Genomic DNA, 26428 nt, shown 5'->3' on the forward strand with positions numbered 1-26428 from the left:
CCTTCAAGCTCGGATAGGTTATGCCTTCCCGGTTCGACTTGAAGGAACGCGTCATGAAACTGATCGGCATGCTGGACTCCCCTTACGTGCGGCGCGTGGCGATCTCCGCCAAACGTCTGGGCATTGCACTGGAACACGAGTCGGTCTCGGTGTTCCGGCATTTCGAGCAGTTCCAGCAGATCAACCCGGTGGTCAAGGCGCCGACGCTGGTCCTCGACGACGGCGAAGTGTTGATGGACTCGACCCTGATCCTCGATTACCTCGAAGCCGTCGCCGGCAAAAGCCTGCTGCCGAGCGACCTCAAACAACGCGCCCGCACCCTGCGCCTGATCGGCCTCAGCCTCGCCGCCTGCGAAAAATCCGTACAGATCTACTACGAACGCAACCTGCGTCCGGCCGACATCCAATACCAACCGTGGGTCGAACGCGTCGAAAGCCAACTCGCCGCCGCTTACACCGCCCTCGAAGCCGAACTGCAAAAACAGCCCTTGCCCACCGACGGCGACGTAATCGCCCAAGACGGCATCAGCGTCGCCGTCGCCTGGAGCTTCACCAACCTCGTCGTCCCCGACCAGGTCGATGCCGCCCGCTTCCCGCGAATCGCCCAATACACCGCCTACGCCGAAACACTCGAAGCGTTCATCAACAGCCCGATGGCCTGAACCATGAGTACCGCCCCCGAAACCACCGCTCCGGCGCTGAAAGAAATCTTCAACGCCGAGCGCCTGCAACACATCGCCCGCGAAATGAGCGCCGTGTACCCGGCATTCAAGGCCAAGGCTTTCTTGAAGCACGCCAACGAAGGCCTTGCTGAGTTATCCGTAATGCAACGCATGGCCCGCGTCAGCGAAAGCCTGCACGCCGTGTTGCCGCTGGGTTACGAAGATTCACTCGACGTACTGCGCGAACTCGCGCCACGCCTCAACAGCGGATTCGTCAGCATGTGCTTGCCGCACTACGTCGCCAGTTATGGCGGCGATGCGTTCGATACATCGATGGACGCGTTGAAATACTTCACCACGTTCGGCTCCTCGGAATTCGCCATCCGCCACTTTCTACGCAGTGACCTCGAGCGCTCGCTGGAACTGATGCACGACTGGGCCGGGGACGAAAACCACCATGTGCGACGACTCGCCAGCGAAGGCAGCCGCCCTCGCCTGCCCTGGTCGTTCCGGTTGGAAGCGGTGCAGGCAGATCCACGATTGGCGGCGGGGATACTGGATCGGTTGAAGGCCGATGACAGCCTGTACGTGCGCAAGTCCGTGGCGAATCATTTGAATGACGTGACGAAAGAGCATCCGGAGTGGGTGCTGGATGCGATTGAGGGATGGTCGCTGGAGGACAAGCACACCGCGTGGATTGCCAGGCATGCGTTGCGCAGCTTGATCAAACAGGGGGATTTGCGGGCGTTGACGGTGATTGGTGCCGGGGCGAAGGCTGAGGTTGAGTTGCTGGACGTGCGGGTTGAGCCGGCGGTGGTGAGGTTGGGCGAGACGATTACGTTGTCGTTTACGGTGCGCTCGACGGTGGCTGAAGAACAGCGGTTGGTGATTGATTATGCGATTGACTATGTGAAGGCTAATGGCGGGGTTTCGGCTAAGGTATTTAAGTTGAAGGGGATGGTGTTGGCGGGGGGTGGTAGCGAGTTTGTTAGTCGGAGGCAGGTGATTAAGGATTTCACTACGCGGAAGCATTTTGTTGGGCGGCATGGGGTTCGGGTGATGGTTAATGGGGTGGTTTTGGGGGGTGGGGGGTTTGATATTGTCCGGGAGTGAGGGGTCAGAGTGGCCGGGAGTGTATTTGGCAAAACCAGGAAAAAAGAGAGGGCATTGTAAGGTCCAATTTCGGCCAGAAGCTGCATTTTGGAGAACTAAACCTGAGATTTTCATTTGTCAAATAGAGTCCAGCCATGGCAAATGCCGTCAAAGTCTTTTGCCGTAAAAAATAATGTAAGTTCCTCTGGGTTAAATTTCTTGTATAGCCAGTGTCCGGGAATAGGGCCTCTCGTTACCAAGTACTCCAAGCGGTACTTTTGGATAGCTGCCGAACTGAGGCACGCTGAATTCAGCTCAAATCTATCACCTTGATTGAGCGCCCATAGCTTTTCAACAAGACCGTCATCAAGTACGACTGCTTCAGCCGTTGCCATCAGATGCTGCGCGTGAAGTTTTTTTTGGAGCCTGTCGCTTCTAGCCATAAATTAATCTACCTTTAAGCGTACGGGCATCGTAGCGCGGTACCGATTAGTGGGAATTCGCATGCATCACTTAGCCCTTCAGGCTTTCATCAGTCTGTAAAACTCCGCCAACGCTTCGTGAAAGTCCGCCAGGGAAAAACTGACCGAGCGGTTCTCGGAGCCCCACTGAGTATTGATACCGACTTCCAGACCAGCGGAAACGCTATGCCCAAAACGGCGCCAGTGCAAAGTAGTGCCGTCAATCACCTGTTCGGTCATCAGAACAAAGCAATCAAAGTCCATGTCATCGCCGCAGACCAGCAGCGGAACCGGTGTCGTTGTGCCGTCCTCCGCGGGTGTGAAACGCCGTTGGGCGAGTGCGTCCTCTTCCTCATCCAGCAACCACATCAGTGAAAGACCGTTCAAGTCGAGATCAGGGTAGTCGAGGTGATTGTTGAGCCATTCTTCGATGGGTGTGTTGTCGATAAACAGCCAGGCACAGCTGCTGCGGCTGCATTTGGCTTGATGGTAAGCGGCATGGATGCGGTGATGCATTGGGATTCCATTTAACGATAGAGGGCCATGGGCAAAACGCTTGTTTCGGCATCAGTCGCCGAACAGGTTATCGCTAGGTTCAGCGCTTGCTGTAGGGCACATCAAAACTTGGCATTTTCATTTAGATGATGCTCGAGGACAATCTCGACGACTCTATCAATAATTTCAGCCAGCACGCCTGCGAAAGACGCCTGATTGATATTGGATAATTGTTCTCTGCGGGCCGCCCGACCAGAAGCAGGCTGACCGTGAGTTACCTTAGTCGGGGAACATATTTTATTGAACTGCCATGACAACAACTTGAGACCCGACTTCGTTGAAGCGCTCGAGGAAATCGCCACGTTAATGTCCATCACGTACGAACAAGCAGGCCCCTTACCCGATGGTCATGCGCTAGCTCAAGCAGGTTTGGAGAATGGGGGTGAAATCGTTTTGGATTATGTCGATCATAACGAGACTGGCGTAGCGTTTGAACACCTGCTTTACATGATTAATGAGCCACCGCTGGTTGTTTCTGAGGGATGCACAAAGATCCTGGCCCGAATCGCTAACACTTTGAAGATGCCTTTCAAAGGGCACGAAAGCAACCTCCTATGAGGGGCCGCTTTTGGCTGGAAGCAGCCGCCCCGGGCAAACCGCTTTTGGCTGGAAGCAGCCGCCCCGGGCAAACCGCTTTCGGCCAGAAGCAGACTTTCGCCCGAGCCTCCTTCGGAAGAATCGGGCATTCAGACTGGGTGGAATTCATAACAAATGGATATATGATCTGCCTATAAAATGGGAGGCGATTCAGATTTATGATTTTTCGATATCCAACGGCATGAACAGAGCACGGCATGATGATAAGTGATTTAGATTTGGCCGAAATGGTTCCTTCCGCGCTAACGGGTGTAACTGTCGGGATCGGTTCGCAGATCCTGCTTTTTGGTGATACAGCTAGCGTGTTAATTCAGTGTCCATTCGTCAGTGATATTAGTAGGACATGTAAGTGGGGGCATGGTGAAGACGCTACCACAAGCCCTTTGCTGTTTGAATTTTTAAACCTCGACGTGGAAGCTTTTTCAATTGATAACTTTAGGGTATTAACCATCACCTTCAGTACGAAAATGATCTTGAAAATCTTCCCCGAGAAAAATGGATTGGAGTCTTATGTCGTAAGTACGCGGCGCGATGTATTTCCCATCTTGGCGTGGTAAGCACGATGGCTCTCAGGGGCGAATAAGGCGCGAGCCCAGGCTTCACCACTGACTCCGGCGGTTTACACTGTCGAGTCGGTTGCAGCACGCGAAAACAGGCAGATATCGACCCAAAGCGGTCTTTCGCTTTTGACAGTCTGAAAGTTTATGTAACTTCGCGAAATCCGTTCGCAAATTCGTTGTAATACCCGGGATACCTTTATGCAGACTGCTCAAACCAGGCTACTCGCGCTTGCACTGATAGAGATCAGGACGTTGCTTGCAGATTATCTGGGCAGTGATGTAGATGCTCCATTGAGCGTCCGTGTTGCGGCCCATATGGCCTATGCACTCCACAATGAGGCGGAGGCTGCATACAGCAACGCTGACTTTCAACTCGACTGTGTGACCCAGAAAATAGCCGCAATTGATCAGATTCTTGGTGTTTCGGATGGAGCCACATTGTTGAGTAGATTTGACGTCGAAGACGAAATCAATCCGGATGACGCCCAACCTGGATGACCGCTCTGGCCGGATTCAACCGGTCGACTTCAGCGGGGCATTTTCAAGCATTTACAACGATGCAAAAAAGCAGCTTGATATCGGTAGTTTCGTTTTGGAGTTCGTGTTCCTTATGCGACAGGGTCATGGAAGCCATGGTCCAGCTATACGCCTCTGATGAAGAAATCGCTGAAGTGTCAGTGGTGCCCTGGTGCACGTCCGAATGTCCCAGCCTGCCGTCTGGATAGCGTAACCATCCCTCCCAACCCATCAGGATAGCGCCAGTTGCCTCCAGGAGTTGCAAAGCTGTAAGCGCGTGGGGATAAGGAAGAACCAGTTCGCTTTGAGATATTGATAGCCGTTTCAAGTCAGCCAGGGTCATCGGGATATCCTTGGTTCATGCGTTCGGTGCTGGGTGTGAAGCCTGATTAGTTTAAGAAAAAAAGGCCTAGCCGGCGAGCCCATATACAGACTATCAATGCATCACAGGATCGTCAGCTTTTGGCCCAGAGTGTGTAAAAACGCTGAGCTAAAATTGAAGTTGGCGCTTCTATGCCAAATCTGAAATTTATCGGCTGGTTGGCAGACCTAGATTTTGCGTAGAAACACGATTTGCGGTTCTACTTTGGACACCAATCGCGCTGAAAAACATTTTTACACACTATGGGCCGAAAGCAGTCATTGGCTAAGCCAATCCATTGAATCGAAACCTGTCAAAAAACAAGAGAACTCAAAATAGAAACTGCTGAAAAATGATTCGCACCCTGCTCCAGAATTTCACCAACTCCCATACGGGATACCGTACTTCTCGATGTAACGTTTGGACTTTTCACTTACCGGGTACGCATACCGGCCATGATTCTTACCCAGACTCGGTCCCATCGGTTCGATTTCCGCTTGGGCTCTCGCTACCTTGATGGGATGGTGGCACGAGTTCCTCACCCAGACCTGCACGACGCCACCGGGAGCGAGGCCCAGGTAGAGAGACGAGATAGAACGTGCTTCTTGCTCTGGTGCCGCTGCACAGCGTCGATTTACGGATGAGTACATTAGTTGTCTGGCGTCCTCGGGTATTTCCAACCAGACGCTATAAGTTTGCGGTTCAACGATGGATTGCCAACGAACGTAGATTCGTTTTGGGAGGTCGGCTCCGACAACTGCCTTTCCGTTGCTACCCACGCCGTGCCAGCCTCTCGCCGATTCTGCTCCGTCTTCTGGCTGGCCGCCCGAGGCGGACCCTCCACCGGTATGCAGGAAGGTCTTACCTTTGATGTCCTCCACAGCCGTGTCTTCGACCCAAACTTTCATGTAGTACGGTTCGGCGAACCCAAGTTCCCACCATGGAGACTTGGGATCGTTCTTTGCTGAAAGCGGATCAGCATGACAGCCAGCCATGAAAGCCATGCAAAGCAAGGACACTAGAAATTTCATTACTAAATCGATTAGTCAGGTACACATGGTTTGAATGTCGATGACGTCAGCCGTTTAGATCAAGACTTCCTTATAGAAGTGAGGCCACTGAACAGGAAAGCGGCTAGTGCGGCACGGGAAAAGTCATGCATCTGGATGCACCGTACCTACAGATCGACAACCAATATTCAACTCGCCATTAAGTCACTTCCATGAATCGTATGGCACACCAAATTTTTCGACATAGGCTTTGGATACTTCTGAAAGTGGCCGGTGGTGACCTCCAGACTTGCCTTCATACGGGCCACGCGGATCAATCACGGCCTTCACCGTAGCCACCTCGATCGGTGTCATGCAAGAACCGCCGACCCAGACTTTGGCGATACCACCGGGAACCAGTCTTATGCCGATTGAATTACGATAACCAGTGATCGATTCCCCAGATGAGCAGACGGTTTTTTCACTTTTGCGCATGAGTTCCCGGGTCGACTCCGGGATTTTAACCACCATCAGGTAGGTCTGCGGTTCGACCAGCGATTGCCAGCGGACATAGATCTGCTGGGGTAAGTCGGCCCCTGTTACACGTTTTCCGCTGCCGATGGCCCCTCTTTTCGGCCAGCCTCTCGGATCACCAGTGTTATTCGGAGGTTTTATCATTGACGCTACGCCACTCATCGCGCGTGGGTACACATGATTCTGAATGTCAACGACATCGGCTGTTTCGATCCAGACCTCCATATAGGCAGGAGCCGAGAACCCCAGCGCCCATGCTTTGTAAGGCATTGACTGGCTGTGAGCAGAAGTGCATCCACTGAGCAGGAAAATGATCAGTGCAATACGGATCAAGTTAATCATAGGGGGGCGCTGTGCGTACTGAACGTCCGTCCATATTCAACTTGCTATCACTTCCATGAATCATATGGCACACCAAATTTTTCGACATAGGCTTTTGAAGCGGCTGAAAGAGGCCGATGGTGCCCCCCGGACTTGCCTTCATAAGGTCCACGTGGATCAATCACGGCTTTCACTGTAGTGACTTCGATTGGCGTCATGCAAGGACCACCAACCCAGACTTTGGCGATGCCTCCGGGCACCAATCTTATGCCGATTGAGTCACGATACCCAGTGATCCATCTCCCGTCGGCGGTGCAGAAAGCTTTTTCCCCCTTGCGCATGATTTCCCGGGTCGCCTCAGGAATTTTAACGACCATCAGGTAGGTTTGCGGTTCGACCAAGGATTGCCAGCGGACATAAATCTGTTGTGGCAAGTCAGCTCCTGTGACACGTTTTCCTCCTCCGGCGCGCCCTCTTTTCGGCCAGCCATGTGGATTGCCCGCGTTGTTGGGAGGTGATTGCATAGATGCGATACCACTCGCCGCACGTTGAAACACATGATTTTGAATGTCGACGACATCGGCTGTCTCGATCCAGACCTCCATGTAGTCAGGTGCCGAGAACCCGAGCTCCCATGATTTGTAAGGTATTGACTGGCTGTAAGCAGAAGTACAGCCACTGAGTAGAAACGCAATCAGCGCGATACGGATCAAGTTAGTCATTGGGGTGCACGGTGCATACAGAATGTCTGTCCATATTCAATTCGCTGTCACTTCCATGAATCGTATGGCACACCAAATTTTTCAACATAGGCTTTGGAATCATCGGAGAGTGAATCGTACTTACCTCCAGACTTTCCTTCATACGGGCCTCTCGGATCAATCACTGCTTTCACCGTAGTCACCTCGATAGGTGCCAGACAAGGACCGCCAACCCAGACTCTGGCAATACCTCCAGGAATCAGCCTTATGCCGATTGAATCACGATAACGGGTTGTCCATTCGCCAGTTAATGAACAGAACGCCTTTTCCTCCTTGCGCATGAGTTCCCGAGTCGACTCTGGGATTTTAATCACCATCAGGTAGGTTTGCGGTTCAACCAGCGACTGCCAGCGGACATAAATCTGTTGGGGCAAGTCAGCGCCTGTGACACGTTTGCCGCTACCTACAGGCCCTCTTTTCGGCCAACCACGTGGATTGCCCGTGTTGTTGGGAGGAGATTGCATTGACGCGATACCACTTGCCGCACGTTGAAACACATGGTTCTGAATGTCGACCACATCGGCTGTTTCGATCCATACCTCCATGTAATCTGGCGCAGAGAACCCCAGCGTCCATGCTTTGTAGGGCATTGACTGGCTGTTGGCTGAAGTGCAGCCACTCAGCAAAAGCACAACCGGCGCGATACGGATCAAGTTAGTCATTGGGGTGCACGGTGCGCACAGAATGTCTGTCCATATTCAATTCGCTGTCACTTCCATGAACCGTATGGCACGCCAAATTTTTCGACATATGCCTTGGACTCATCGGAGAGTGAATCGTACTCGCCACTAGCCTTGCCTTCATATGGCCCACGCGGATCAATTACGGCTTTCACTGTCATCACCTCGATTGGTGTCAGGCAGGAGCCGCCTATCCAGACTTTGGCAATACCTCCTGGAACCAGCCCTATGCCGATTGAATCACGATAACCGATGATCCCTTCTCCACCATATGAACAGAAGACCTTTTCACCTTTGCGCATCAGCTCCCGAGTCGCCTCCGGGATTTTAATCACCATCAGATAGGTTTGCGGTTCGACCAGTGATTGCCAGCGGACATAAATCTGTTGGGGTAAGTCGGCTCCAGTAACATTTTTACCTTTACCGATACCAGCTATTTTCGGCCAGCCTCTGGGATCACCGGAGTTGTTAGGCGGCGTTGATATGGACGCCACCCCGCTCATCGCACGTGGATACGTATGGTCCTGAATATCGACGACATCGGCCGTTTCGATCCAGACTTCCATGTAATCAGGTGCAGTGAACCCGAGATACCATGATTTGTAAGGCATTGACTGGCTGTGAGCAGAAGTACAGCCAATGAGTAGAAACGCAACCAGCGCGATACGGATCAAGTTAGTCATTGGGGTGCACGGTGCGTACAGAATGTCCGTCCGTATTCCACTCGCTGTCACTTCCATGAACCGTATGGCACGCCAAATTTTTCGACATATGCCTTGGACTCATCGGAGAGTGAATCGTACTCGCCTCCAGCCTTGCCTTCATATGGCCCACGTGGATCAACTTCGGCTTGTACCCGTGTGATTTCAATGGGCGTCAGGCAAGGTCCAGTTGCCCATACTTTGGCAATGCCACCGGGAGCGAGACCGATAACAATCGCCTTACGATAGCCCGTAATCCATTTTCCATCTGCCGCACAGAAAGTCTTTTCACCCTTTCGCATAATCTCTCTGGTTGAGTCACGAATATCGATAGACATTTTGTACGTTTGGGGCTCGACCAATGATTGCCAGCGGACAAATATTTTTTTTGGCAAGTCAGCGCCCGTTACATACTTACCTTTACCCCAGCCGGGTCGTAAAGGCCAACCTCTAGGATCTCCAGAATTGTTGGGGGGCGTCTGAATAGCAGAGACGCCACTCATGGCACGTCTATAGACAATCCCCTGCATATCTATGACATCCGCTGTCTCGATCCAGACCTCCATATAATTCGGTGAAGAGAATCCAAGCCGCCAAGCGTCGTAGGGCAATGACGCGCTATTGGCAGCGGTGCAGCCACTGAGCAACAGCAAGGTAGTGACGATACGCAAAACACTATTCATTAGGGTGCACCGTGCGAATGGACTCATCGTTGGGGCGATTGATAAAAACCACGTCTAGATCGCTATTATTCAAATTTTTGGTGGCGTTCCAATTTTCTGATAGGTGGACATATCGTTGGAACAGCAACTCTCCTTCTTGAGAACTCAGCCCGGGCGTTTTGCTTTTGCCCTGCGCGTAGGCCATCAATTTTTCCGAGATCACGATGAGTTCCGCGGGATTCATTTTGGTAGGTCGGCTCCGACAACTACCTTTCCGTTGCTACCCACGCCGTGCCAGCCTCTCGCAGATTCTGTTCCCTCTTCTGGCTGGCCGCCCGAGGCGGACCCGCCACCGGTATGCAGGAAGGTCTTACCTTTGATGTCCTCCACAGCCGTGTCTTCGACCCAAACTTTCATGTCGTACGGTTCGGCGAACCCAAGTTCCCACCATGGTGACTGGGGGTCGTTTTTTGCTGATAGTGGATCAGTCTCACAACCGGAAACCAACAATACGCATAGCAGAATCATTAACTGTTTCATGAGTTGGCGGCTTACCAACTCCCATACGGAATACCGAATTTCTCGATGTAACGCTTTGACTTCTCATTGACGGGATAAGCGTAGCGCCCCTGATTTTTACCCTGACTCGGACCTAGCGGTTCAATCTCGGCTTGGGCTCTAGCAACTTTGACAGGACGGTGACATGAATCTCTGACCCAGACTTGCACAACCCCACCTGGAGCAAGCCCTAGGTAGATAGATGCGATGTAGCTAGCTGTCTGGTCTGGGGTTTCCGCACAACGTTGATTTACCGATTCCTGCATTGCCTGCCGGGCTTCTTCGGGGATGTCTATCCAGACCTTGTAGGTTTGCGGCTCTACGATAGATTGCCAGCGGACATAGATTCGCTTGGGAAGGTCTGCACCTACTACTGCTTTTGCCGAAGCGCCCAAGCCGTGCCATCCACGAGCAGATTCTGTGCCGTCTTCTGGTTGGCCACCCGCTGCAGTTCCACCGCCAGTACGCACAAACATCTTTCCATTGATGTCCTCAACGGCACTGTCTTCAACCCACACCTTCATGTAGCGAGGCTCTGTGAAGGCGAGTTCCCACCATGGAGATTTCGGATCGTTCTTTGCTGAAAGTGGATCAGCATGACAGCCAGCCATGAAAGCCATGCAAAGCAGGGTCACAAGAAATTTCATTACCAAAGCGTCCAGTCAGGTAGGTACTACCAACTCCCATAAGGGATGCCGTACTTCTCAATATATTTCTTCGCCTTTTCACTTACTGGATAGGCATAACTACCGCCATTCTTCCCCTGCTGTGCACCTAGTGGCTCAATCTCTGCCTGGCCACGAGCAACCTTAATCGGATTTCGACAGGAGTCTTTTACCCATGCCTGTAGTACGCCCCCGGGGGCGAGGCCTACGTAAAGTGAAGCCATGAATCGAGCTGTTTTATCGGGTGTTTCAGCGCAATGCTCGTGCGTGGAGCTCATCATCAATTGCCTGGCTTTTTCAGGAATATCAATAAAACCGCGATAGGTTTTTTGCTCTGTTATCGACTGCCAGCGTACAGATATCCGTTTTGGCAGATCGGCACCTGTGACCGGCATTCCCGATCCAGTCACAGCTCCCCAGCCTCGAGCCGACTCGGTGCCAATGTCGGGCTCTCCCGAAGCGGCAGTGCTTTTTCCTGCTCTGGAAAAGACCTTGTCATTAATATCTTGAACGGAGCTGTCCTCTACCCAAACCTTCATATAGTTCGGCTCAACGAACACTAACTCCCACCATGAATATTTAGGGTCATTTTTGCCCGTATGGGCGCCTCCGGCCTGGCAGCCTGCCAACAGTAAACAGCCCAGCAGGGAAACCGTGGCTTTCAACATCCGCGAGTCCAAACTTGTGTGGCTATTACCAGCTCTCATACGGAATTCCGTATTTCTCGATGTACCGCTTAGCATTCTGGCTGACGGGATAGGCATATCCTCCCCCATTCTTCCCCTGCTCCGGGCCGAGTGGTTCGATTTCACCTTGAGCTCGAGCGACTTTGATCGGACGTCGACATGAGTCTCTGACCCACGCTTGCAGCACACCACCAGGGGCCAACCCCACGTAAAGCGTTGCCATGTATCGTGCCGTTTTTTCAGGAGTCTCCGGACAGCGTTGGTGTGTTGATTTCACCATTAACTGCCTGGCTTCTTCTGGAATATCAATGAAACCTTTATAGGTTTTTTGCTCTGATATGGATTGCCAACGGACGAAAATCAGCTTTGGAAGATCCGAGCCTGTCACTGGAATTCCGGAGCCACTCACTGGACCCCAACCCCGGGCAGACGGCGTGCCATCTTCTGGTTCCCCCCCAGCAGCAGAGCTCCCGCCCACTCTGAAAAACACTCTATTATTGATGTCCTTAACTGAGCTGTCTTCTACCCAGACCTTCATGTAGTCGGGCTCAATGAAACCCAGCTCCCACGAGGGAGACTTGGGGTCACTCTCACCGCTTTCCGAACCCGCACTCTGGCAGCCTGCCAAGAATAAAGCGCCCAGCAGCGCGATCATTGCCTTCATTACCAAAGGTTCCTTTCAGGTACATGTGGGTGTTGTACGCGAACTGCGTCTTCCGTCGGGGCGTTGATGTAAACAGCATCGATGCCACTGCCATCCTTTCTTCCAAGAGGATGATTCCAGTTAGCGGATGTATGGATGTAGTTCAGCATCAGCAGTTTTTCTTCTTCTGGAGTGGTGCGGTAGTCACCGGCGACGAAGCGGTCGCACAGGGATTGCAATTCCTGAGGAATGGAATGCTCGGCATCTGCGGGCATGTCGGCGAACTGAACGCCTTTTTCCTTTGCCAGTTGATACATCACTCTGAGATAAATTCTTGAGAGCTTACCGCTGACTGGGCGTTTGAGTTGTAGAGCGGCGTACACGCGTTTCTCTCTAGGCGCGAGTCTGTCTTGATTATCCTTTGGGAGCTCAACCGCGGTAGGGGTGACAACTTCCAGTAAATGAGCAGGCCAGCCTTTACCGATCCACTGGCTTTTTACGCGTTCAGCGTCATGGTAGATCGATGTGGTTGTAACGTCGGTGTAGAGGGAAACCGTGAGTGTTTGCATAGGACTGACCAATACGCACTCCTCGACTTCATCGAGATAGCTGCCACCGATATCTGAGTGAACACCAGGAAGCGTGTACTCCGGGTGATCGGGCTTCACTCGACTGAGAGCGAAGTTTGCGCGGCACTCATCACGGGCTACAAGATGGACAACATCTTTGAAAAACCTGCGATCCAGATACAGCTTAACGCCGGGTGCGATGGGGCTTTGCACCTGACCAAAATTAGTGAAACCGGCAATAGAGGGCACCGTATCGAATAGTCCGATAAACCCCATATTGATTCCGCTTCCATACTGACTATCAAAATTTCGGCTGAAGTCTTTGGCGCTCTGATTAAGCAAGTCTCCTAACGGCCCTTGCTTGCCTCTGACAATTTCGTTCGAAAAGTGCCGTGCTGCAGCTGCGCCACGGCTGAAGCCAAACGTATCAAAAGTCAGAGAGACTATTTCACTGTCGGGATTATCTTGTAGAACGTCCTCAACAGCCTCTTTGATTTGAGCGAAAGACGCCTGTACACGACCTGAAACACCAGTAGCACCCCGTCCCAACCCAGAACCCATGGCGCTGTCTTTTTTATCGTTAACGGTACCTATACCGTCGACATAGACAGGACGTGATACGTACTTGAGAGAGCTATCACCTTGGGCTTTTTGGGTTTTTTTATATAGGGAATGTAATTTCTTCACATTGGTGAGCCCAGCACCATAGCTGCTATCCGGATCACTCATATAAGGCTGACAACTAGCCGGAATATCCTGCGGCGCAATCGGATGCTGCGCACCGCACAGCAGCCCAGCTGCCGTGTTATTCGCATTGTTGCCAGTGCCGTCAAAGAACACGCCAATCCTCAGCGCGATGCCGATTTTCTCGGGTTCGGGTGCGGGTTCTTTCCCGTGTTTTTCGTACTCAGCCCAGCGCTGGGCGTGAATATCTACGGGTTTGGCTTCTTCGTAGCGGAAGTTTTTCGGGGGGTTGGGAACGTAGCCACTCAATCCTTGATTCCTTGTTCTGATCCTTGAAGAACGGCCCGAAGGGTGACAGTCGGGGCTGGGTGGCGCAAGGCGTGGCCGAGTGCCAGCCCTGCTCAGACAACGTGTTGTGACGAGGGTTTCCCCTCGCCTTCGCGGGTGTCAGTTCGGGATTTCGACGTTGTCCAGCGCCTGGTTTACGGCCAGTTCGCTCAACATGACTATTTGCGCGATGCCGAGTGCAGTTTTGCGGTGCGAGTTGTCGAGCAGTGCGGCGAAGTCGTTGAGCATGGTGGTGGCCGAGCCTAGGGTTTCGCTGGCGTTGGCCAACAGGGATTCGGTGTCGCACTTGGGGTTGGCGAGGTACATCGGTTCGGGTTTGTTGGTGCTGGCCATGATCAGGCTGGCTGGTGTGAGGTAGTGATCGAGGGTGCGTTCGGCGGCTTCGTGGAGTTTTTTCGAATCGACGGATTCGTATGGGGAAACTGGATCTGATTCTGGTGGGTTGGGCGTGACTTTGAACATAGTGAAACTCCTAATTACTAAAAGGAGCCTTCACCCTCGCTACCAAACGATGGGTGGCGGCCATGCGCGGGTTGGTAGACCGGTAACTAGGAACCCGGCGCACCCGAAGGTGCCCTGCGCATGGCCACCATTGAGCACAGACCGAATGAGGTCTGAGAACGGTGCGCTATGCGACTAGTTATGCCGGGCTACCAAACCCGATCACTGTTTTTCAGTGACCGGCAAACGATAGAACCCGCGCCCCAGACGCACAAGCCGGCGGATTCTGGCTTAGTCGTAGCCGATGGCGCAAGGCGTTGTAGGCAACCGGAAGTGACTGAGCATTCGCTTTAAACAGACTCGGGGTTTGCCGTTTAGAGCAGCGTTGCAGATCTTTGCTGAATGGGGGTTGAGGTCAAAAGATCGCAGCCTTCGGCAGCTCCTACAGGGGTTGTGGCGTTAGGGTTGATTGGTTCAGGCCCCCAGTCATCGATCATTCAAATTAGCCCACCGGTTGATGCCTCTGTGCCGGCTACCAGGTCGGCTATTCGTGACGAGGGTTTCCCCTCGTCTTCGCGGGTGTCAGTTGGGGATTTCGACGTTGTCCAGCGCCTGATTTACGGCCAGTTCGCTCAACATGACTATTTGCGCGATGCCGAGTGCGGTTTTGCGGTGTGAGTTGTCGAGCAGCGCGGCGAAGTTGTTGAGCATGGTGGTGGCCGAGCCGAGGGTTTCGCTGGCGTTGGCCAGCAGGGATTCGGTGTCGCACTTGGGGTTGGCGAGGTACATCGGTTCGGGTTTGTTGGTGCTGGCCATGATCAGGCTGGCGGGTGTGAGGTAATGATCGAGGGCGCGTTCGGCGGCTTCGTGGAGTTTTTTGGAATCGAGGGATTCGTAGGGGGAAACGGGATCTGATTCTGGCGGGTTGGGTGTTGGTTTGATCATTGATGAAGCTCCTAACACATTTAGTGGAGGCTTCACCCTTTCGCTACCAAACGAAGGGTGGCGGCCATGCACAGGTTGGTAGACCGGGTGTTAGGTTCCGGCGCGCCCTAGGACGCCCTGTACATGACCACCATAAATCCGAGACAAAGAATCTCGGCGATGATGGACCTGTACATCTAACACCGGGCTACCAAACCCGATCACTGTTTTTCAGTGACCGGCAAACGATAGAACCCGCGCCCCAGACGCACAAGCCGGCGGATTCTGGCTTAGTCGTAGCCGATGGCGCAAGGCGTTGTAGGCAACCGGTAGTGACTGAGCATTCGCTTTAAACAGCCTCGGGGTTTGCTGTTTAGAGCAGCGATGCAGATCTTTGCTGAATGGGAGTTGAGTTCAAAAGATCGCAGCCTTCGGCAGCTCCTACGGGGGTGGCATCAGGTTTGACGGTCTCGCAGTTGAGCTGCATGACGGTACCGGGCGGGCGCTCACCACTGGGTGAGTCGAAGCTTACCCGTGTTCCTGGATGGAATTGCAGCATCGATTTATGAGCTTCCATCGACGCCAGAATCTTCAGCCGTTCGATAAGAGGCGCGAGATTGTCAGGGTCCACCAATACGGTGGCGAAATGGAATGCGCTGGTGAAAGACAACCGAGAAGTGCTGGGGTCTACGGAAACGAAATTTGATCCGCGATGGACTACTCACTCATCTAAGCACTGCCGAATTACCTCACCTTAGCTGACTCTTCGAGGTGAAATAGTTCTGAATGGTATAGCACCAATTTCCAAAAAACATAAAAAACTGTCAGTTATCACAGTGCAAACAAAGTACCAAACAAACAAGAATAGCTATCCATCCCTCAGAGCGGCGCCATCATGAGCCAGCTAGCATACATGACCCTTCTTGAAGGTCTTGAAAGATATAGCCATGCAACCAATACAACCAACGACTTCTCGAAAATATCTATTTTTGGGGAGATAACACTACTCCCCCCCGTATCATCAGACGAAAAGAAAGAAGCACTCGGGCTAATACTCCAAGCAAATAATCTAACCCCCATCAACACACCTGAAACAGCCGAAGACCCAATTTCATTATCCAACGCCAATTACCTAAAGAAAAAATATAACATAACCAATTACGCCGATACCCAACGTATACTTTTTATAACTATTCCAGACGAAGTAACTGACTCTTGGCTGATTCTAGACGGAGTTCTCGTTGACCCTGCCGCCTATAAATATTGGCTAAAAAACCTAATGGAAAAAGGCCTCTCACCTCGCAGCCCCGAAGAACTAGAAGCGGATAGGAAACAAGAGCACGAAGACAAACGCTTGGCAGACCTTAAAGAAGCCGAAGCCGAGCGCCTGAAATATCTTCGCCCTAAAAAAATTGAGAAAATAGCCGTCGTTCGAATGCATGACACCTTTATTAACTTTCAAGCTGCAATTTTCACACTGGACACAAACAATACAACAGTTAAACAACTGAGAAGCGCACTAACCAACCAACTTGGCGCTCAGCCCCAAGGTACTCCCATGGCGTCAACCAATGCCTTCACGCCTGACGAGCTGATTAAACGGGTTAACGACTCCAAGAAAAACACTTCACTTGCGTTTGATTCAGCCAACCGATTTACCAGTGTACTCGATGGTAAAAAACACGGCCAGAATCCGGCAGTAGGCGTGCAGCCAGACCAACGATCAACTTTGACAGATAATGTACGCCTCGCCGACATAAAGGGGAGAGTGATCGTTTACATTCATCCCTACCCCATACCAAGAACCTCATTCTTGGAGCAACTTAAGGAAATAGGGATCGACGCCGCAATCGATATTGTTATCGACTAAATTTGAGATGTTGTACCCCCTACACTTAATACAGGCTGCACCTCCCTCATCATGGCGCCATCCTCGGCGCCATGAACGACTTCGCCACCCTCCCCCTTCTGCTCGAAAACTCATCCACCCCGGCGCCGCCGCCATGCAGATGGAACCTCTGCGCGTGAATGTCAAAATTGGGAAACTGACCACCATCTGGCTGCCCTCGCCCTGCACGCCGGTACTTACCGAGAGTGGGGTAACTGATCCATAAGCCCCACCTGTCTTGCAAGGAAACAGCTCCAGCGCAGATATCTCGAGCGGACTGCACATCAATGGGTTTCAAAAGAATTCCACTGGTGCGTATCTAGAGCCAGTGCGCAATACGGTTCAAAAACGTAGAGCTCAAGCGCGTTCTGGATGTCAATGGCCGCCACTTGTAGCGACCTCAGATAGGTCTGCGCCTCAGCGAACGAGGTCCCAAACAATGGATCGTCCATCGCTTTCGCTCTGGTGAGTTTGGTGATTGTCCGGTCGGGGTGTTTGGCCATCGCAACGCGAAACGCCAAGCTCGCGTCGAAATGTGTTTTGCCAAAGACGTGCTGGCGAAGGCGACTGATCACACTTCTGGAGATACCAACGTAGATTGGCGAGCCCTGGTCTATCAAAACGTAGCAACCGGAAAAATCTCGGGGAAGATCGAACCGTTTGAGCAATGACTGAACACCAATACCTGACGCCGCGAACGCGCTCATCTCTCGTGGATCTTTCAGGGCGTTCTGCATTCGGCTCATATGTGCCGGCAGAACGGTTGCGGCCAGCTCTTCAAAGGTATGCGGGCATTCATGTAATGGCATCGGTAGCGGCTCGAGTTTCAGAACGGGCATCAAAGCTATCGCGAGCAATCCGTTCAATACAACTGCATTGATGGATACCTGATTTGGAGCGCAGATGTTCATTGTTCTGATTGAAATATGGTGACTGGGCTGGCCACTTCGCGGGCAAGCCCGGCTCCCACAAGATTGTGGTTACCTGGGGAATGCCCTGCTCGCTCAAGAATTAGAGTTGATCACCCGTGCAACAACGCAGCACTCGATGAGATGACCAACAGCACCGCCAATATCCGGTTCATCCAGCGCAACTGCTCCGGGTTACTGAGCCATCGCGCAGCGCCTCGACCGAGCAGTGCCCAGATCGCCAGACACGGCAGCGATACCAGAAAAAACGCCAGGCACAGTGCGTTCAGCCCCTGCCCTTGCGCGGTGAATACGCTGATCACGGCAATCGCCATCATCCATGACTTGGGATTGACCCATTGCAACAGCGCTGCGCCGATCAGGCCCATTTCGGGCTTTTCTTCGCCGGCGACCGGGTCGATGGCGGTGACCGGCGCGGTGAAGATCTGCCACGCCAGCCACAACATCCAGCACAGCCCGAGGCCGCTGATGATCGGGCGCACGCCGGGCAGCATCAGCGTGCTGGCGCCGGCACCAGCGACCCACACCAGTGACGCTGCGCCGACGCCTGCACCGAGGATGATTGGCAGACAGGGTCGCCAGCCGCGTCGGGCGGCGGTGCTGAGGACGATCAGATTGGTCGGGCCCGGGGTGATGGAGGCGACGAAGGCAAAGAGGATAAACGCGAGCATGGCACGGCCCTGTAGGAATTGAGGGCGTACTGTGTCGGTTGCGGGGCGTGGCAGTCTTGAACGTTTGTTCAGCGACGGCTGACGCCAATGGCGCGCTGTTGATAGGCGCCCGGGGTGATGCCGTAGGCGCGGACGAACCAGCGGCCCAAGTGGCTTTGATCAGCGAAACCGAGTCGGCTGGCGACGTCTATTGGCTGTACGCCAGCGGCGAGCATCTGCCGGCCACGGCTGAGGCGCAGCTGGATCAGCCAGGCGTGGGGCGCCAGTCCGTAGGCTGCCTTGAACGCTCGGGTCAGGCGAAAACGGTCGGTGCCGCACGCCTCGGCCAGCGTGTGCAGGCTGATGTCTTGTTCGTGATAGGCCATGAGGTAATCCCGGGCCTGTCGGGCGATCAGCGGTGCGCGGTTGGCGGCGAGTGGTTGCGCACGTTTGTATAGGTGCACGGCGAGCCGTTCCAGCAGCGAGTCCAGCGCCACTTCGCGCACCATGCGCACGTCTTGCTGATGCAGCGCGTTGAAGGCGAGCAAGGTTGCCCGGGCCAGTGCCGGGTCGTCGTTGAGCACGCTGCCGATGCCTGGCAAGCCGCCACCCGCACCGTCCATCAATCCGCCCATTGCCTGTTCCAGCCACGCGGGCTGGAGATAGAGCATGCGATAGGTGAAGCCTTCCGGGCTGGGCGCATCGCCGTCGTGGATATCACCGGGTTCGAGCATGAAGACCTTGCCCGGCGTGCTGTCATGCCGCGCCCTGCGACTGTTGAAGCGCTGCACGCCTTGCTCGGTGAAGCCGATCAGATAGGTTTCATGCCAGTGCGGATCGTACGCGTGCGCGTGCCCGGCGAAGTGCGCGTGCAGGGTTTCGATCCCGGTTTCCCGGTCGTGGGCGAGGTTGATCCAGTTGCTCATGGCTTGGGTACGGTGATGGGCTGGGGGTAGTAATCCACAAATGGTCGGGTTCGGCTAGAAGGTTTGTGCAGTGGCGTGGTTGTGGTCGCCGTTCTTCTGACTGAGATGTGGTGGCTGGGCTGGCCTCATCGCGAGCAGGCTCACTCCTACAGGGGAGCTGGGGCGACCTTCAGATTTTGATGTGTTGAAAATCAAAAGATCGCAGCCTCCGGCAGCATGGGTTCAAGGGCTGATTGCTACCTTCATCACGCCGTCGCGTTGATGGGCGAACAGTTCATACGCCGCCTCAATGTCCTCCAGCTTGTAGCGATGGGTCACCAGCGGCGACAGGTCGACGCCACCGCTTTGCACCACGGCCATCAAGCGGCGCATGCGCTCTTTGCCGCCCGGGCACAGGGTGCTGACGATGCTGTAATCGCCCAGTCCGGCGGCGAAAGCGTCATACGGAATGCGCAGGTCGGAGGAGTAAACCCCGAGGCTCGACACCCGTCCACCCGGGCGCAGGATGCGCAACGCGGATTCGAAGGTGCCCTGGGTGCCCAATGCCTCGATGGACACGTCGACACCGCGCCCGTCGGTCAGCGCCATGATCTGTTCGACGACGTCGCCATCCTTGAAGTTGACCACATGGGTCGCGCCCAGTTTGCGGGCAACGCTGATGCGCTCAGGCACCGCATCGACGCCGATGATCATGCTCGCGCCCTTGAGCCGCGCACCGGCAATCGCGCAGAGGCCAATCGGGCCGAGTGCAAATACCGCCACGGTGTCGCCGATATTGACCTCGCCGCGCTCGGCGCCGGAGAACCCGGTGGACATGATGTCCGGGCACATCAGCACTTGTTCGTCGCTCAGTTCATCGGGAATCGGGCACAGGTTGGCCAGTGCATCGGGAACCAAGACATATTCCGCCTGACAGCCATCGATGGTGTTGCCGAATTTCCAGCCGCCGGCGGCACGAAACCCATGGCGGGTGTCCGGACCATCCTGCGAGCCGCAGCCGCACAGGCAGGCGTAACTCTGGCCGCTGGGGGTGATGGCGCCGGCGATCACGCGCTGGCCTTCGAAGAATCCACGCACTTGCGAGCCAAGCTTCTCGATCACGCCCACCGGTTCGTGACCGATGGTCAGACCTTTGGCAACCGGATACTCGCCGCGCAGGATATGCACGTCGGTGCCGCAGATGGTGGTAGTGGTGATCCGCACCAGCGCATCCAGTGGACCGATCTCGGGGATTGGCTTGTCATCAAGGACGATGCGGTTTTTTTCGACGAAAATCGCCGCTTTCATCATGGCCATGAGTGATTCTCCTGCACAGTTCGTTTAGGTGAGTTCAGCACCTTTTATAGACTGCTCCGAGGCCACCGACGCAAGGTTGATATCGATCAATCGTTGGTGGATGAAGATCCACCGAGTAACAACCCCTGCTCCGCCTCGCACAACTCCACCACATAATCCCAGACCACCCGCAACCGCACCGACTTGTGCAACTCCCTGCGGGTGCTGATCCAGTAACTGCGCTGAATCCCCTCCTCCGGCAACAACGCCACCAGTTCCGGATCATCCGCGGCCATATAACAAGGCAGCACGGCAATGCCCATTCCCGACCTCGCCGCCTGTTGCTGGGCGATGACGCTGGTGCTGTGAAATACCACGCGGGGGTTGCGGCAGAAGCTGTTGAGGAATACCAGTTCCTGACTGAACAGCAGGTCGTCGACGTAGCCGATCCACGCGTGGCGGCCGAGGTCTTCGCGGCTGCGCAGCGGTGGCGCGTTGTCGAGGTAGCTTTGGCTGGCGTAGAGCGCGAGGCGGTAGTCGGTGAGTTTGCGCGTGACCAGCATGTCGGCGGCCGGGCGTTCGAGGTGGATGCTGATTTCCGCTTCGCGGTTGAGGATGCTGACGAAGCGCGGCACGGCGACCAGTTCCACTTCCAGACCCGGGTAGCGCTCGAACAGGCCGATCATGCGGCTGGCGAGGAACATCACGCCGAGCCCTTCGGTGACGCCGACGCGGATTTTGCCCAATGGCGCGGTGGATTGGGTGATCTCTTCCTGGGCCAGCAGCGCAACGTTTTCCATGGCTTCGGCGTGTTTCAGCAGTGCTTCGCCCGCCGGGGTCATTTCGTAGCCTTGGGCGTGCTGGACGAACAGTGCGGTGCCGAGGCTTTTTTCGATGGCTTCGATATGGCGGGCGACGGTGGCGTGGGTGGTGTTCAAACGGCGGGCAGCGGTCAGCAGGCGGCCGCTACGCTGGAGCTCAAGAAAAAACCGCAGGTCGTTCCAGTCGAACATCGTCAGTCCTTGTGGGCTATGGTCTGTAAGTGCTGTTTAAAAACGCACAGCGGCTGCGCAAAAACTAACATTCTTTTGACGAAAGCTAACAACTAGGATGACTGACAACAAAAACAATAAGTGAGGTCAGGGAATGCAGACTTCCCTCGATGAGTTCGACTACATCGTGGTCGGCGCCGGTCCGGCCGGTTGCCTGTTGGCCAATCGGCTCTCGGCCGATCCGCAACAACGCGTGCTGCTGCTTGAAGCGGGCGGGCGCGATAACTATCCGTGGATTCATATTCCTGTGGGTTACCTGTTCTGCATCGGTAATCCGCGCACCGACTGGTGCTTCAAGACCCAAGCGCAGTCAGGCTTGAACGGCCGTAGCCTGAGCTATCCACGCGGCAAGGTGCTCGGCGGCTGTTCCTCGATCAACGGTATGATCTACATGCGCGGCCAGGCCGGCGACTATGACGGCTGGGCAGCGGATGGTAATCCGGGCTGGGCCTGGAACGATGTCCTCCCCTTGTTCAAACAAAGCGAAAACCACTTTGCCGGCGCCGCTGAATTTCACGGCGCCAAGGGTGAATGGCGGGTTGAGCAGCAGCGTCTGTCGTGGCCGATTCTGGATGCGTTTCGCAGTGCTGCCGAGCAAAGCGGCATCGCCAGCATCGATGACTTCAATCAGGGCGATAACGAGGGTTGCGGGTACTTCCAGGTCAATCAGAAGGCCGGGGTGCGCTGGAACGCGGCGAAGGCGTTTTTGAAGCCGATTCGTAATCGGGCGAATCTGACGGTATTGACCGGGGTTGAGGTGGATCGGGTGCTGTTGAAAAACGGTCGTGCCTCGGCAGTCAGTGCGCGGCATGAAGGTCAGGTCAAACGCTTCAAGGCGCGCCAGGAGATTGTGTTGTGCGCCGGTTCCGTCGGTTCGCCTGGCATTTTGCAGCGCTCCGGAATTGGCCCGCGTCCGTTGCTGGAACGCCTCGGTATCGGGGTGATGCATGAGCTGCCGGGGGTGGGCGGCAATTTGCAGGATCACCTGCAACTGCGGCTGATCTACAAGCTGGAAAATGCGCGCACGCTGAACCAGATCGCTGGCAGCGTGTGGGGCAAGATGGGCATGGGCCTGCGTTATCTGTACGACCGCAGCGGACCGCTGTCGATGGCGCCGAGTCAGTTGGGCGCGTTTGCCCGTTCCGGACCGGAGCAGGCTTCGGCGAATCTCGAATATCACGTGCAGCCGTTGTCGCTGGAGCGTTTTGGCGAGCCGTTGCACAGCTTCCCGGCATTTACCGCTTCGGTGTGTGATTTGCGTCCGCAGAGTCGCGGACGCATTGAAATCAATTCGGCAGACCCGCAAGCCGCGCCGCTGATTCAGCCCAATTATCTGAGCCATCCGGAAGATTTGCGCGTGGCGGCGGATGCGATTCGCCTGACCCGAAGGATCGTCAGCGCCCCTGCCCTGCAAGCGTTCAATCCGGTGGAATATTTGCCTGGGGCGAGCCTGCAAACCGAAGCGCAATTGCACGAAGCGGCGGCGGCGATTGGCACGACGATTTTCCATCCGGTCGGTACCTGCCGCATGGGCAATGACGCTGAGGCGGTGGTCGATGCGCAGTTGCGCGTGCATGGGGTGCCGGGTTTGCGGATTGCCGATGCGTCGATCATGCCGCGTATTACCTCGGGCAATACTTGTTCGCCTACGCTGATGATTGCGGAGAAGGCGGCGCAATTGATCCTCAACCCTACGGCTGTAACCACAAACCTTGTGGGAGCCAGCCTGCTGGCGATGACGGAGTAACTCTCAACATTTATGTCAGTTGATACACCGCCATCGCCAGCAGGCTGGCTCCTACAAGGGATTTGCATCTGATTCACCAGTGGAACAACAAAAACAATCACTGTGAGGGATACCGATATGTCAGAACACGCTCAACCGCTGGACGCCACGAGCGATGCCGGCACCAGCAATGCCACGCAGAAAGTCATTTTTGCTTCATCGCTAGGGACGGTGTTCGAGTGGTATGACTTCTTTCTCTACGGCGCCCTCGCGGCAGTCATCAGCAAGCAGTTTTTCGCCGGGGTCAACGACACCACGGCGTTCATCTTCGCGCTGATGGCGTTCGCCGCAGGGTTTGTCGTCCGGCCATTCGGGGCGCTGGTGTTCGGCCGGTTGGGCGACATGATCGGGCGCAAATACACCTTTCTCGCGACCATTATCCTGATGGGCATCGCGACGTTCTGCGTCGGCCTGCTGCCGACCTACGCCAGCATCGGCATTGCCGCGCCGATCATTCTGGTGGTGCTGCGCATGCTCCAGGGTCTGGCGCTGGGCGGAGAATACGGTGGCGCTGCGACTTACGTCGCGGAGCACGCACCAATCGGTAAACGCGGTTTCCACACCAGCTGGATTCAGTCGACCGCGACCCTCGGCCTGCTGCTGTCGCTGCTGGTGGTGCTCGGCTGCCGCTACTTCACCGGCGATCAGTTCGAAGTCTGGGGCTGGCGTATTCCGTTTCTGCTGTCGATTGTGCTGCTGGGGATTTCCACCTGGATTCGCCTGAGCCTGCACGAGTCGCCGGCGTTCCTGAAAATGAAAGAGGAAGGTAAAACCTGCAAGGCGCCGATCCGCGAATCTTTCGGCAAATGGGAAAACCTCAAAGTAGTGCTGATCGCCCTGTTCAGCATCAACGCCGGGCAAGCGGTGACCTTCTATGCCGCGCAGTTTTACGTGCTGTTCTTCCTCACCCAGTTCCTGAAAATGGACCCGGCGGTGGCCAACACTCTGCTGATCATCAGCGTGGTAATCGGCGCGCCGTTCTTTATCATTTTCGGCTGGCTGTCGGACAAGGTCGGACGCAAACCCATCCTGATGCTCGGCCTGCTGCTGGCGACGGCGCTGTACTTCCCGATCTTCAAATCCCTGGCGCACTACGCCAACCCGGCCATCGATCAGGCCAGCCGCCAAGCGCCGATCACCGTGCTCGCCGACCCTGCGACTTGCACCTTCCAGTTCGATCCGGTGGGCAAGGCGAAATTCGACAGCCCGTGCGACAAGGTCAAAACCTTCCTGGTCAAACAAGGCCTGCCCTACTCCAGCGTCGCAGCGCCGGCCGGCAGCGGCGTGCAGGTGAGCGTCGGTGACGTGAAGCTCGACGGTTTCGACGAGTCCGCCCTGCGCGGCGCGGTGACCCTCGCCGGTTATCCGCAACAGGCTGACTTGCAGCAGATCAACAAACCGATGATTGTCGCGCTGATCGTGGCACTGATCATCATCTCGGCGATGTGCTACGGACCGCTCGCGGCGCTGATGGTCGAACTGTTCCCGACGCGCATCCGCTACACCTCGATGTCGCTGCCGTACCACATCGGCAACGGCTGGTTCGGCGGATTCCTGCCCACCGTGTCGTTTGCGCTGGTGGTGTACACCGGGGATATTTTCTACGGGCTGTGGTATCCGGTGGTGGTGACCGGGGTGAGCCTGGTGGTGGGGATGATCTGTTTGCGTGAGACGAAGAATATCGATCTGGACAAGAACTGATTGCTGCACTTGATCCGCTTCAGGTTTGTCCTGAAGCGGATTTTTTATGTCGGGTGCCGACGTCGACAGAGTGATGGCTTTTAAATATCATCCGCGCACTTTGCATCACTCCGTCACATGACAAGGATCAGTCCCGATGAACGATCAATACGTACGCATTTCCTGCCCGACTTTAGTCCCCCTCAAACCGGTGCTGCAGAGCTGGATCGCCTGCACCGAGCGCTATGTCCGTGTCTGGGACGCCGATGACCTGCCTTACTGGTACAACGAACAGGCCAACGTCAGCATTTTGGCCGGCGCGGCCTGGAAGGCTGACTGGACGGCCATCGAGGAATACCAGATCAGCAAGATCGCGACCGAGGCGAGTGAGAAAACCACCTCGATTGGCCGTAATGACTTGTACATCGCCAATGATGAATGGGGATATTGCATCGAGGCCAAGGTCTGCTACGTCGCTATCGATGACCTGCTGAATGCCCAGAAGCGAATTCTCGAAAAGTGCGCTTTAGCCACTGACGATGCAGGCCGGCTCGATTATCACGAACCTCGTTTGGGAGCGGTGTTTGTCGCGCCTCACTCGTTAGACGTCGAGGCTGAAGCTGAACAAATTCAGGCGTTCAAGGAAATGCTTCATGCGCTGCCAAGTGACGCACTCGCCTGGATCACCCCGGAGAATGCGCAGAAAACCCGCAGTCACGACAATAAGCATTACCCGATGGTGGCCCTGCTGTTGTTGAGAGCCTGAGCAGACCCGGTTTTGCCTGCTCACTGAAAGAATGCGGCTCGTCGCTCATGACGAGCCGTCACGATTGACCTCAAGCCTCAGCTTCGATCATCTCGAACTTCACTTGATCGGGATAGAACGCGACGTAGTTTTGTATGTCCTTGACCGAGACTTTCGGATTCTCATAAGTCCACACCGCATTCGCCCCTTCGGCGCCCGGGACTTGCAGACTGAAATAGCTGGCGTCGCCCTTGTACGGGCAATAGCTGGTGTGGTCGGTGCGGGCGAAATACTTTTCGTCGATGTCTTCACGGGGGACGTAATACACCGGCGGGTAATTGGCCTCTTTCAGTACGAGTACGTGCGAGGAAGCGGCGACCTGGATGCCGTGGAATTTCACCACCAGGCAGGCCGGGAGTTCTTCGAGGGTGATGACAGGGTTGGGACCGGACGTTTTCATCTGCTTCTCCAGGGTCATGGAAGTGACTGTGGCGAGGGAGCTTGCTCCCGCTGGGCTGCTTAGCGGC

Annotated in this window: 31 protein-coding genes and 1 pseudogene; 9 read left to right on the plus strand and 23 right to left on the minus strand. The window is 55.0% G+C overall.

Annotated elements, in window-relative coordinates; genetic code table 11:
- Nucleotides 1-53 precede the first annotated feature (53 nt).
- Both ACTWLJ_RS24150 and ACTWLJ_RS24155 read left to right on the plus strand, forming a co-directional pair.
- Nucleotides 54-662: a glutathione S-transferase gene (locus ACTWLJ_RS24150; RefSeq protein ID WP_445178752.1), complete on the plus strand. Its 609-nt coding sequence runs from the start codon at nt 54-56 to the stop codon at nt 660-662.
- Nucleotides 663-665: 3 nt separating this feature from the next.
- Entirely contained in the window at nt 666-1775 is a 1110-nt protein-coding gene (locus ACTWLJ_RS24155; protein ID WP_445178753.1) for a DNA alkylation repair protein, read from the plus strand.
- A gap of 110 nt (nt 1776-1885) precedes the next feature.
- Here the strand turns inward: ACTWLJ_RS24155 and ACTWLJ_RS24160 are convergent, their stop codons facing one another.
- Together ACTWLJ_RS24160 and ACTWLJ_RS24165 are read right to left on the minus strand one after the other, a co-directional pair.
- Nucleotides 1886-2197, minus strand: coding sequence for a hypothetical protein (locus ACTWLJ_RS24160; RefSeq protein WP_445178754.1), 312 nt, complete (start codon nt 2195-2197; stop codon nt 1886-1888).
- Nucleotides 2198-2275: 78 nt separating this feature from the next.
- On the minus strand, nt 2276-2731 hold the full coding sequence (locus ACTWLJ_RS24165; protein WP_445178755.1) for a hypothetical protein: 456 nt from the start codon (nt 2729-2731) through the stop codon (nt 2276-2278).
- A 279-nt stretch (nt 2732-3010) separates the two neighbouring features.
- Here ACTWLJ_RS24165 and ACTWLJ_RS24170 point away from each other — a divergent pair, with 279 nt between their 5' ends.
- The 3 genes from ACTWLJ_RS24170 (at nt 3011) to ACTWLJ_RS24180 (ending at nt 4425) form a co-directional block, all read left to right on the plus strand.
- Complete coding sequence (locus ACTWLJ_RS24170) at nt 3011-3328, plus strand: hypothetical protein (RefSeq protein WP_445178756.1); 318 nt, start codon at nt 3011-3013, stop codon at nt 3326-3328.
- Nucleotides 3329-3564: 236 nt separating this feature from the next.
- Nucleotides 3565-3924, plus strand: a complete 360-nt coding sequence (locus ACTWLJ_RS24175) for a hypothetical protein (protein ID WP_445178757.1) — start codon at nt 3565-3567, stop codon at nt 3922-3924.
- A gap of 201 nt (nt 3925-4125) precedes the next feature.
- Nucleotides 4126-4425 carry a hypothetical protein gene (locus ACTWLJ_RS24180; protein WP_445178758.1) on the plus strand — a complete coding sequence of 100 codons (300 nt, stop codon included), beginning with the start codon at nt 4126-4128 and terminating at the stop codon, nt 4423-4425.
- Nucleotides 4426-4468: 43 nt separating this feature from the next.
- On the opposite strand, the gene ACTWLJ_RS24185 is transcribed toward ACTWLJ_RS24180, so the two are convergent.
- The 15 genes and pseudogenes from ACTWLJ_RS24185 to ACTWLJ_RS24255 form a co-directional block, all read right to left on the minus strand.
- Complete coding sequence (locus ACTWLJ_RS24185; RefSeq protein WP_445178759.1) at nt 4469-4786, minus strand: hypothetical protein; 318 nt, start codon at nt 4784-4786, stop codon at nt 4469-4471.
- Nucleotides 4787-5181: 395 nt separating this feature from the next.
- Complete coding sequence (locus ACTWLJ_RS24190; protein ID WP_445178760.1) at nt 5182-5835, minus strand: DUF2931 family protein; 654 nt, start codon at nt 5833-5835, stop codon at nt 5182-5184.
- Between the two features lie 183 nt (nt 5836-6018).
- Nucleotides 6019-6669, minus strand: a complete 651-nt coding sequence (locus ACTWLJ_RS24195) for a DUF2931 family protein (protein ID WP_445178761.1) — start codon at nt 6667-6669, stop codon at nt 6019-6021.
- 47 nt (nt 6670-6716) lie between these two features.
- Nucleotides 6717-7370 (minus strand): DUF2931 family protein, encoded by a 654-nt coding sequence (locus tag ACTWLJ_RS24200; RefSeq protein ID WP_445178762.1) that lies wholly within the window; start codon nt 7368-7370, stop codon nt 6717-6719.
- A 47-nt stretch (nt 7371-7417) separates the two neighbouring features.
- Nucleotides 7418-8071 (minus strand): DUF2931 family protein, encoded by a 654-nt coding sequence (locus ACTWLJ_RS24205; protein ID WP_445178763.1) that lies wholly within the window; start codon nt 8069-8071, stop codon nt 7418-7420.
- 47 nt (nt 8072-8118) lie between these two features.
- Nucleotides 8119-8772 (minus strand): DUF2931 family protein, encoded by a 654-nt coding sequence (locus ACTWLJ_RS24210; protein ID WP_445178764.1) that lies wholly within the window; start codon nt 8770-8772, stop codon nt 8119-8121.
- A 47-nt stretch (nt 8773-8819) separates the two neighbouring features.
- Nucleotides 8820-9473, minus strand: coding sequence for a DUF2931 family protein (locus ACTWLJ_RS24215; RefSeq protein WP_445178765.1), 654 nt, complete (start codon nt 9471-9473; stop codon nt 8820-8822).
- Nucleotides 9474-9695: 222 nt separating this feature from the next.
- Nucleotides 9696-9992: pseudogene (locus ACTWLJ_RS24220) on the minus strand (DUF2931 family protein); the annotation flags it as partial.
- Nucleotides 9993-10003: 11 nt separating this feature from the next.
- Nucleotides 10004-10657 carry a DUF2931 family protein gene (locus ACTWLJ_RS24225; protein WP_445178766.1) on the minus strand — a complete coding sequence of 218 codons (654 nt, stop codon included), beginning with the start codon at nt 10655-10657 and terminating at the stop codon, nt 10004-10006.
- Nucleotides 10658-10683: 26 nt separating this feature from the next.
- On the minus strand, nt 10684-11340 hold the full coding sequence (locus tag ACTWLJ_RS24230) for a DUF2931 family protein (protein WP_445181409.1): 657 nt from the start codon (nt 11338-11340) through the stop codon (nt 10684-10686).
- Between the two features lie 28 nt (nt 11341-11368).
- On the minus strand, nt 11369-12025 hold the full coding sequence (locus ACTWLJ_RS24235) for a DUF2931 family protein (protein ID WP_445178767.1): 657 nt from the start codon (nt 12023-12025) through the stop codon (nt 11369-11371).
- Nucleotides 12025-13566 (minus strand): T6SS phospholipase effector Tle1-like catalytic domain-containing protein, encoded by a 1542-nt coding sequence (locus ACTWLJ_RS24240; RefSeq protein ID WP_445178768.1) that lies wholly within the window; start codon nt 13564-13566, stop codon nt 12025-12027. The genes ACTWLJ_RS24235 and ACTWLJ_RS24240 overlap by 1 nt, the downstream gene beginning before the upstream one ends.
- Before the next feature lie 138 nt (nt 13567-13704).
- Nucleotides 13705-14067: a DUF6124 family protein gene (locus tag ACTWLJ_RS24245; RefSeq protein ID WP_445178769.1), complete on the minus strand. Its 363-nt coding sequence runs from the start codon at nt 14065-14067 to the stop codon at nt 13705-13707.
- Nucleotides 14068-14628: 561 nt separating this feature from the next.
- Complete coding sequence (locus ACTWLJ_RS24250) at nt 14629-14991, minus strand: DUF6124 family protein (protein WP_445178770.1); 363 nt, start codon at nt 14989-14991, stop codon at nt 14629-14631.
- Between the two features lie 352 nt (nt 14992-15343).
- Nucleotides 15344-15640: a hypothetical protein gene (locus tag ACTWLJ_RS24255; RefSeq protein WP_445178771.1), complete on the minus strand. Its 297-nt coding sequence runs from the start codon at nt 15638-15640 to the stop codon at nt 15344-15346.
- A gap of 225 nt (nt 15641-15865) precedes the next feature.
- Between ACTWLJ_RS24255 and ACTWLJ_RS24260 the strand changes: the two genes are divergently transcribed.
- Nucleotides 15866-16840 (plus strand): hypothetical protein, encoded by a 975-nt coding sequence (locus tag ACTWLJ_RS24260; protein WP_445178772.1) that lies wholly within the window; start codon nt 15866-15868, stop codon nt 16838-16840.
- A gap of 302 nt (nt 16841-17142) precedes the next feature.
- Here the strand turns inward: ACTWLJ_RS24260 and ACTWLJ_RS24265 are convergent, their stop codons facing one another.
- From ACTWLJ_RS24265 to ACTWLJ_RS24285, 5 genes are all read right to left on the minus strand, one after another.
- Nucleotides 17143-17697: a hypothetical protein gene (locus ACTWLJ_RS24265; RefSeq protein ID WP_445178773.1), complete on the minus strand. Its 555-nt coding sequence runs from the start codon at nt 17695-17697 to the stop codon at nt 17143-17145.
- 182 nt (nt 17698-17879) lie between these two features.
- Entirely contained in the window at nt 17880-18458 is a 579-nt protein-coding gene (locus ACTWLJ_RS24270; protein ID WP_445178774.1) for a LysE family translocator, read from the minus strand.
- A 68-nt stretch (nt 18459-18526) separates the two neighbouring features.
- Complete coding sequence (locus tag ACTWLJ_RS24275; RefSeq protein WP_445178775.1) at nt 18527-19363, minus strand: AraC family transcriptional regulator; 837 nt, start codon at nt 19361-19363, stop codon at nt 18527-18529.
- Between the two features lie 222 nt (nt 19364-19585).
- Nucleotides 19586-20659: an NAD(P)-dependent alcohol dehydrogenase gene (locus tag ACTWLJ_RS24280; RefSeq protein ID WP_445178776.1), complete on the minus strand. Its 1074-nt coding sequence runs from the start codon at nt 20657-20659 to the stop codon at nt 19586-19588.
- A gap of 86 nt (nt 20660-20745) precedes the next feature.
- On the minus strand, nt 20746-21651 hold the full coding sequence (locus ACTWLJ_RS24285; protein WP_445178777.1) for a LysR family transcriptional regulator: 906 nt from the start codon (nt 21649-21651) through the stop codon (nt 20746-20748).
- A gap of 133 nt (nt 21652-21784) precedes the next feature.
- Between ACTWLJ_RS24285 and ACTWLJ_RS24290 the strand changes: the two genes are divergently transcribed.
- The 3 genes from ACTWLJ_RS24290 (at nt 21785) to ACTWLJ_RS24300 (ending at nt 25922) form a co-directional block, all read left to right on the plus strand.
- Nucleotides 21785-23437: a GMC family oxidoreductase gene (locus ACTWLJ_RS24290; protein ID WP_445178778.1), complete on the plus strand. Its 1653-nt coding sequence runs from the start codon at nt 21785-21787 to the stop codon at nt 23435-23437.
- 117 nt (nt 23438-23554) lie between these two features.
- Nucleotides 23555-25177 carry an MFS transporter gene (locus tag ACTWLJ_RS24295; protein ID WP_401210235.1) on the plus strand — a complete coding sequence of 541 codons (1623 nt, stop codon included), beginning with the start codon at nt 23555-23557 and terminating at the stop codon, nt 25175-25177.
- 136 nt (nt 25178-25313) lie between these two features.
- Nucleotides 25314-25922, plus strand: coding sequence for a hypothetical protein (locus ACTWLJ_RS24300; protein ID WP_445178779.1), 609 nt, complete (start codon nt 25314-25316; stop codon nt 25920-25922).
- Between the two features lie 70 nt (nt 25923-25992).
- Here the strand turns inward: ACTWLJ_RS24300 and ACTWLJ_RS24305 are convergent, their stop codons facing one another.
- Nucleotides 25993-26361, minus strand: coding sequence for a DUF427 domain-containing protein (locus ACTWLJ_RS24305; protein WP_445178780.1), 369 nt, complete (start codon nt 26359-26361; stop codon nt 25993-25995).
- Nucleotides 26362-26428: the final 67 nt, after the last annotated feature.

It is taken from the genome of Pseudomonas sp. McL0111 (genome assembly GCF_052567255.1).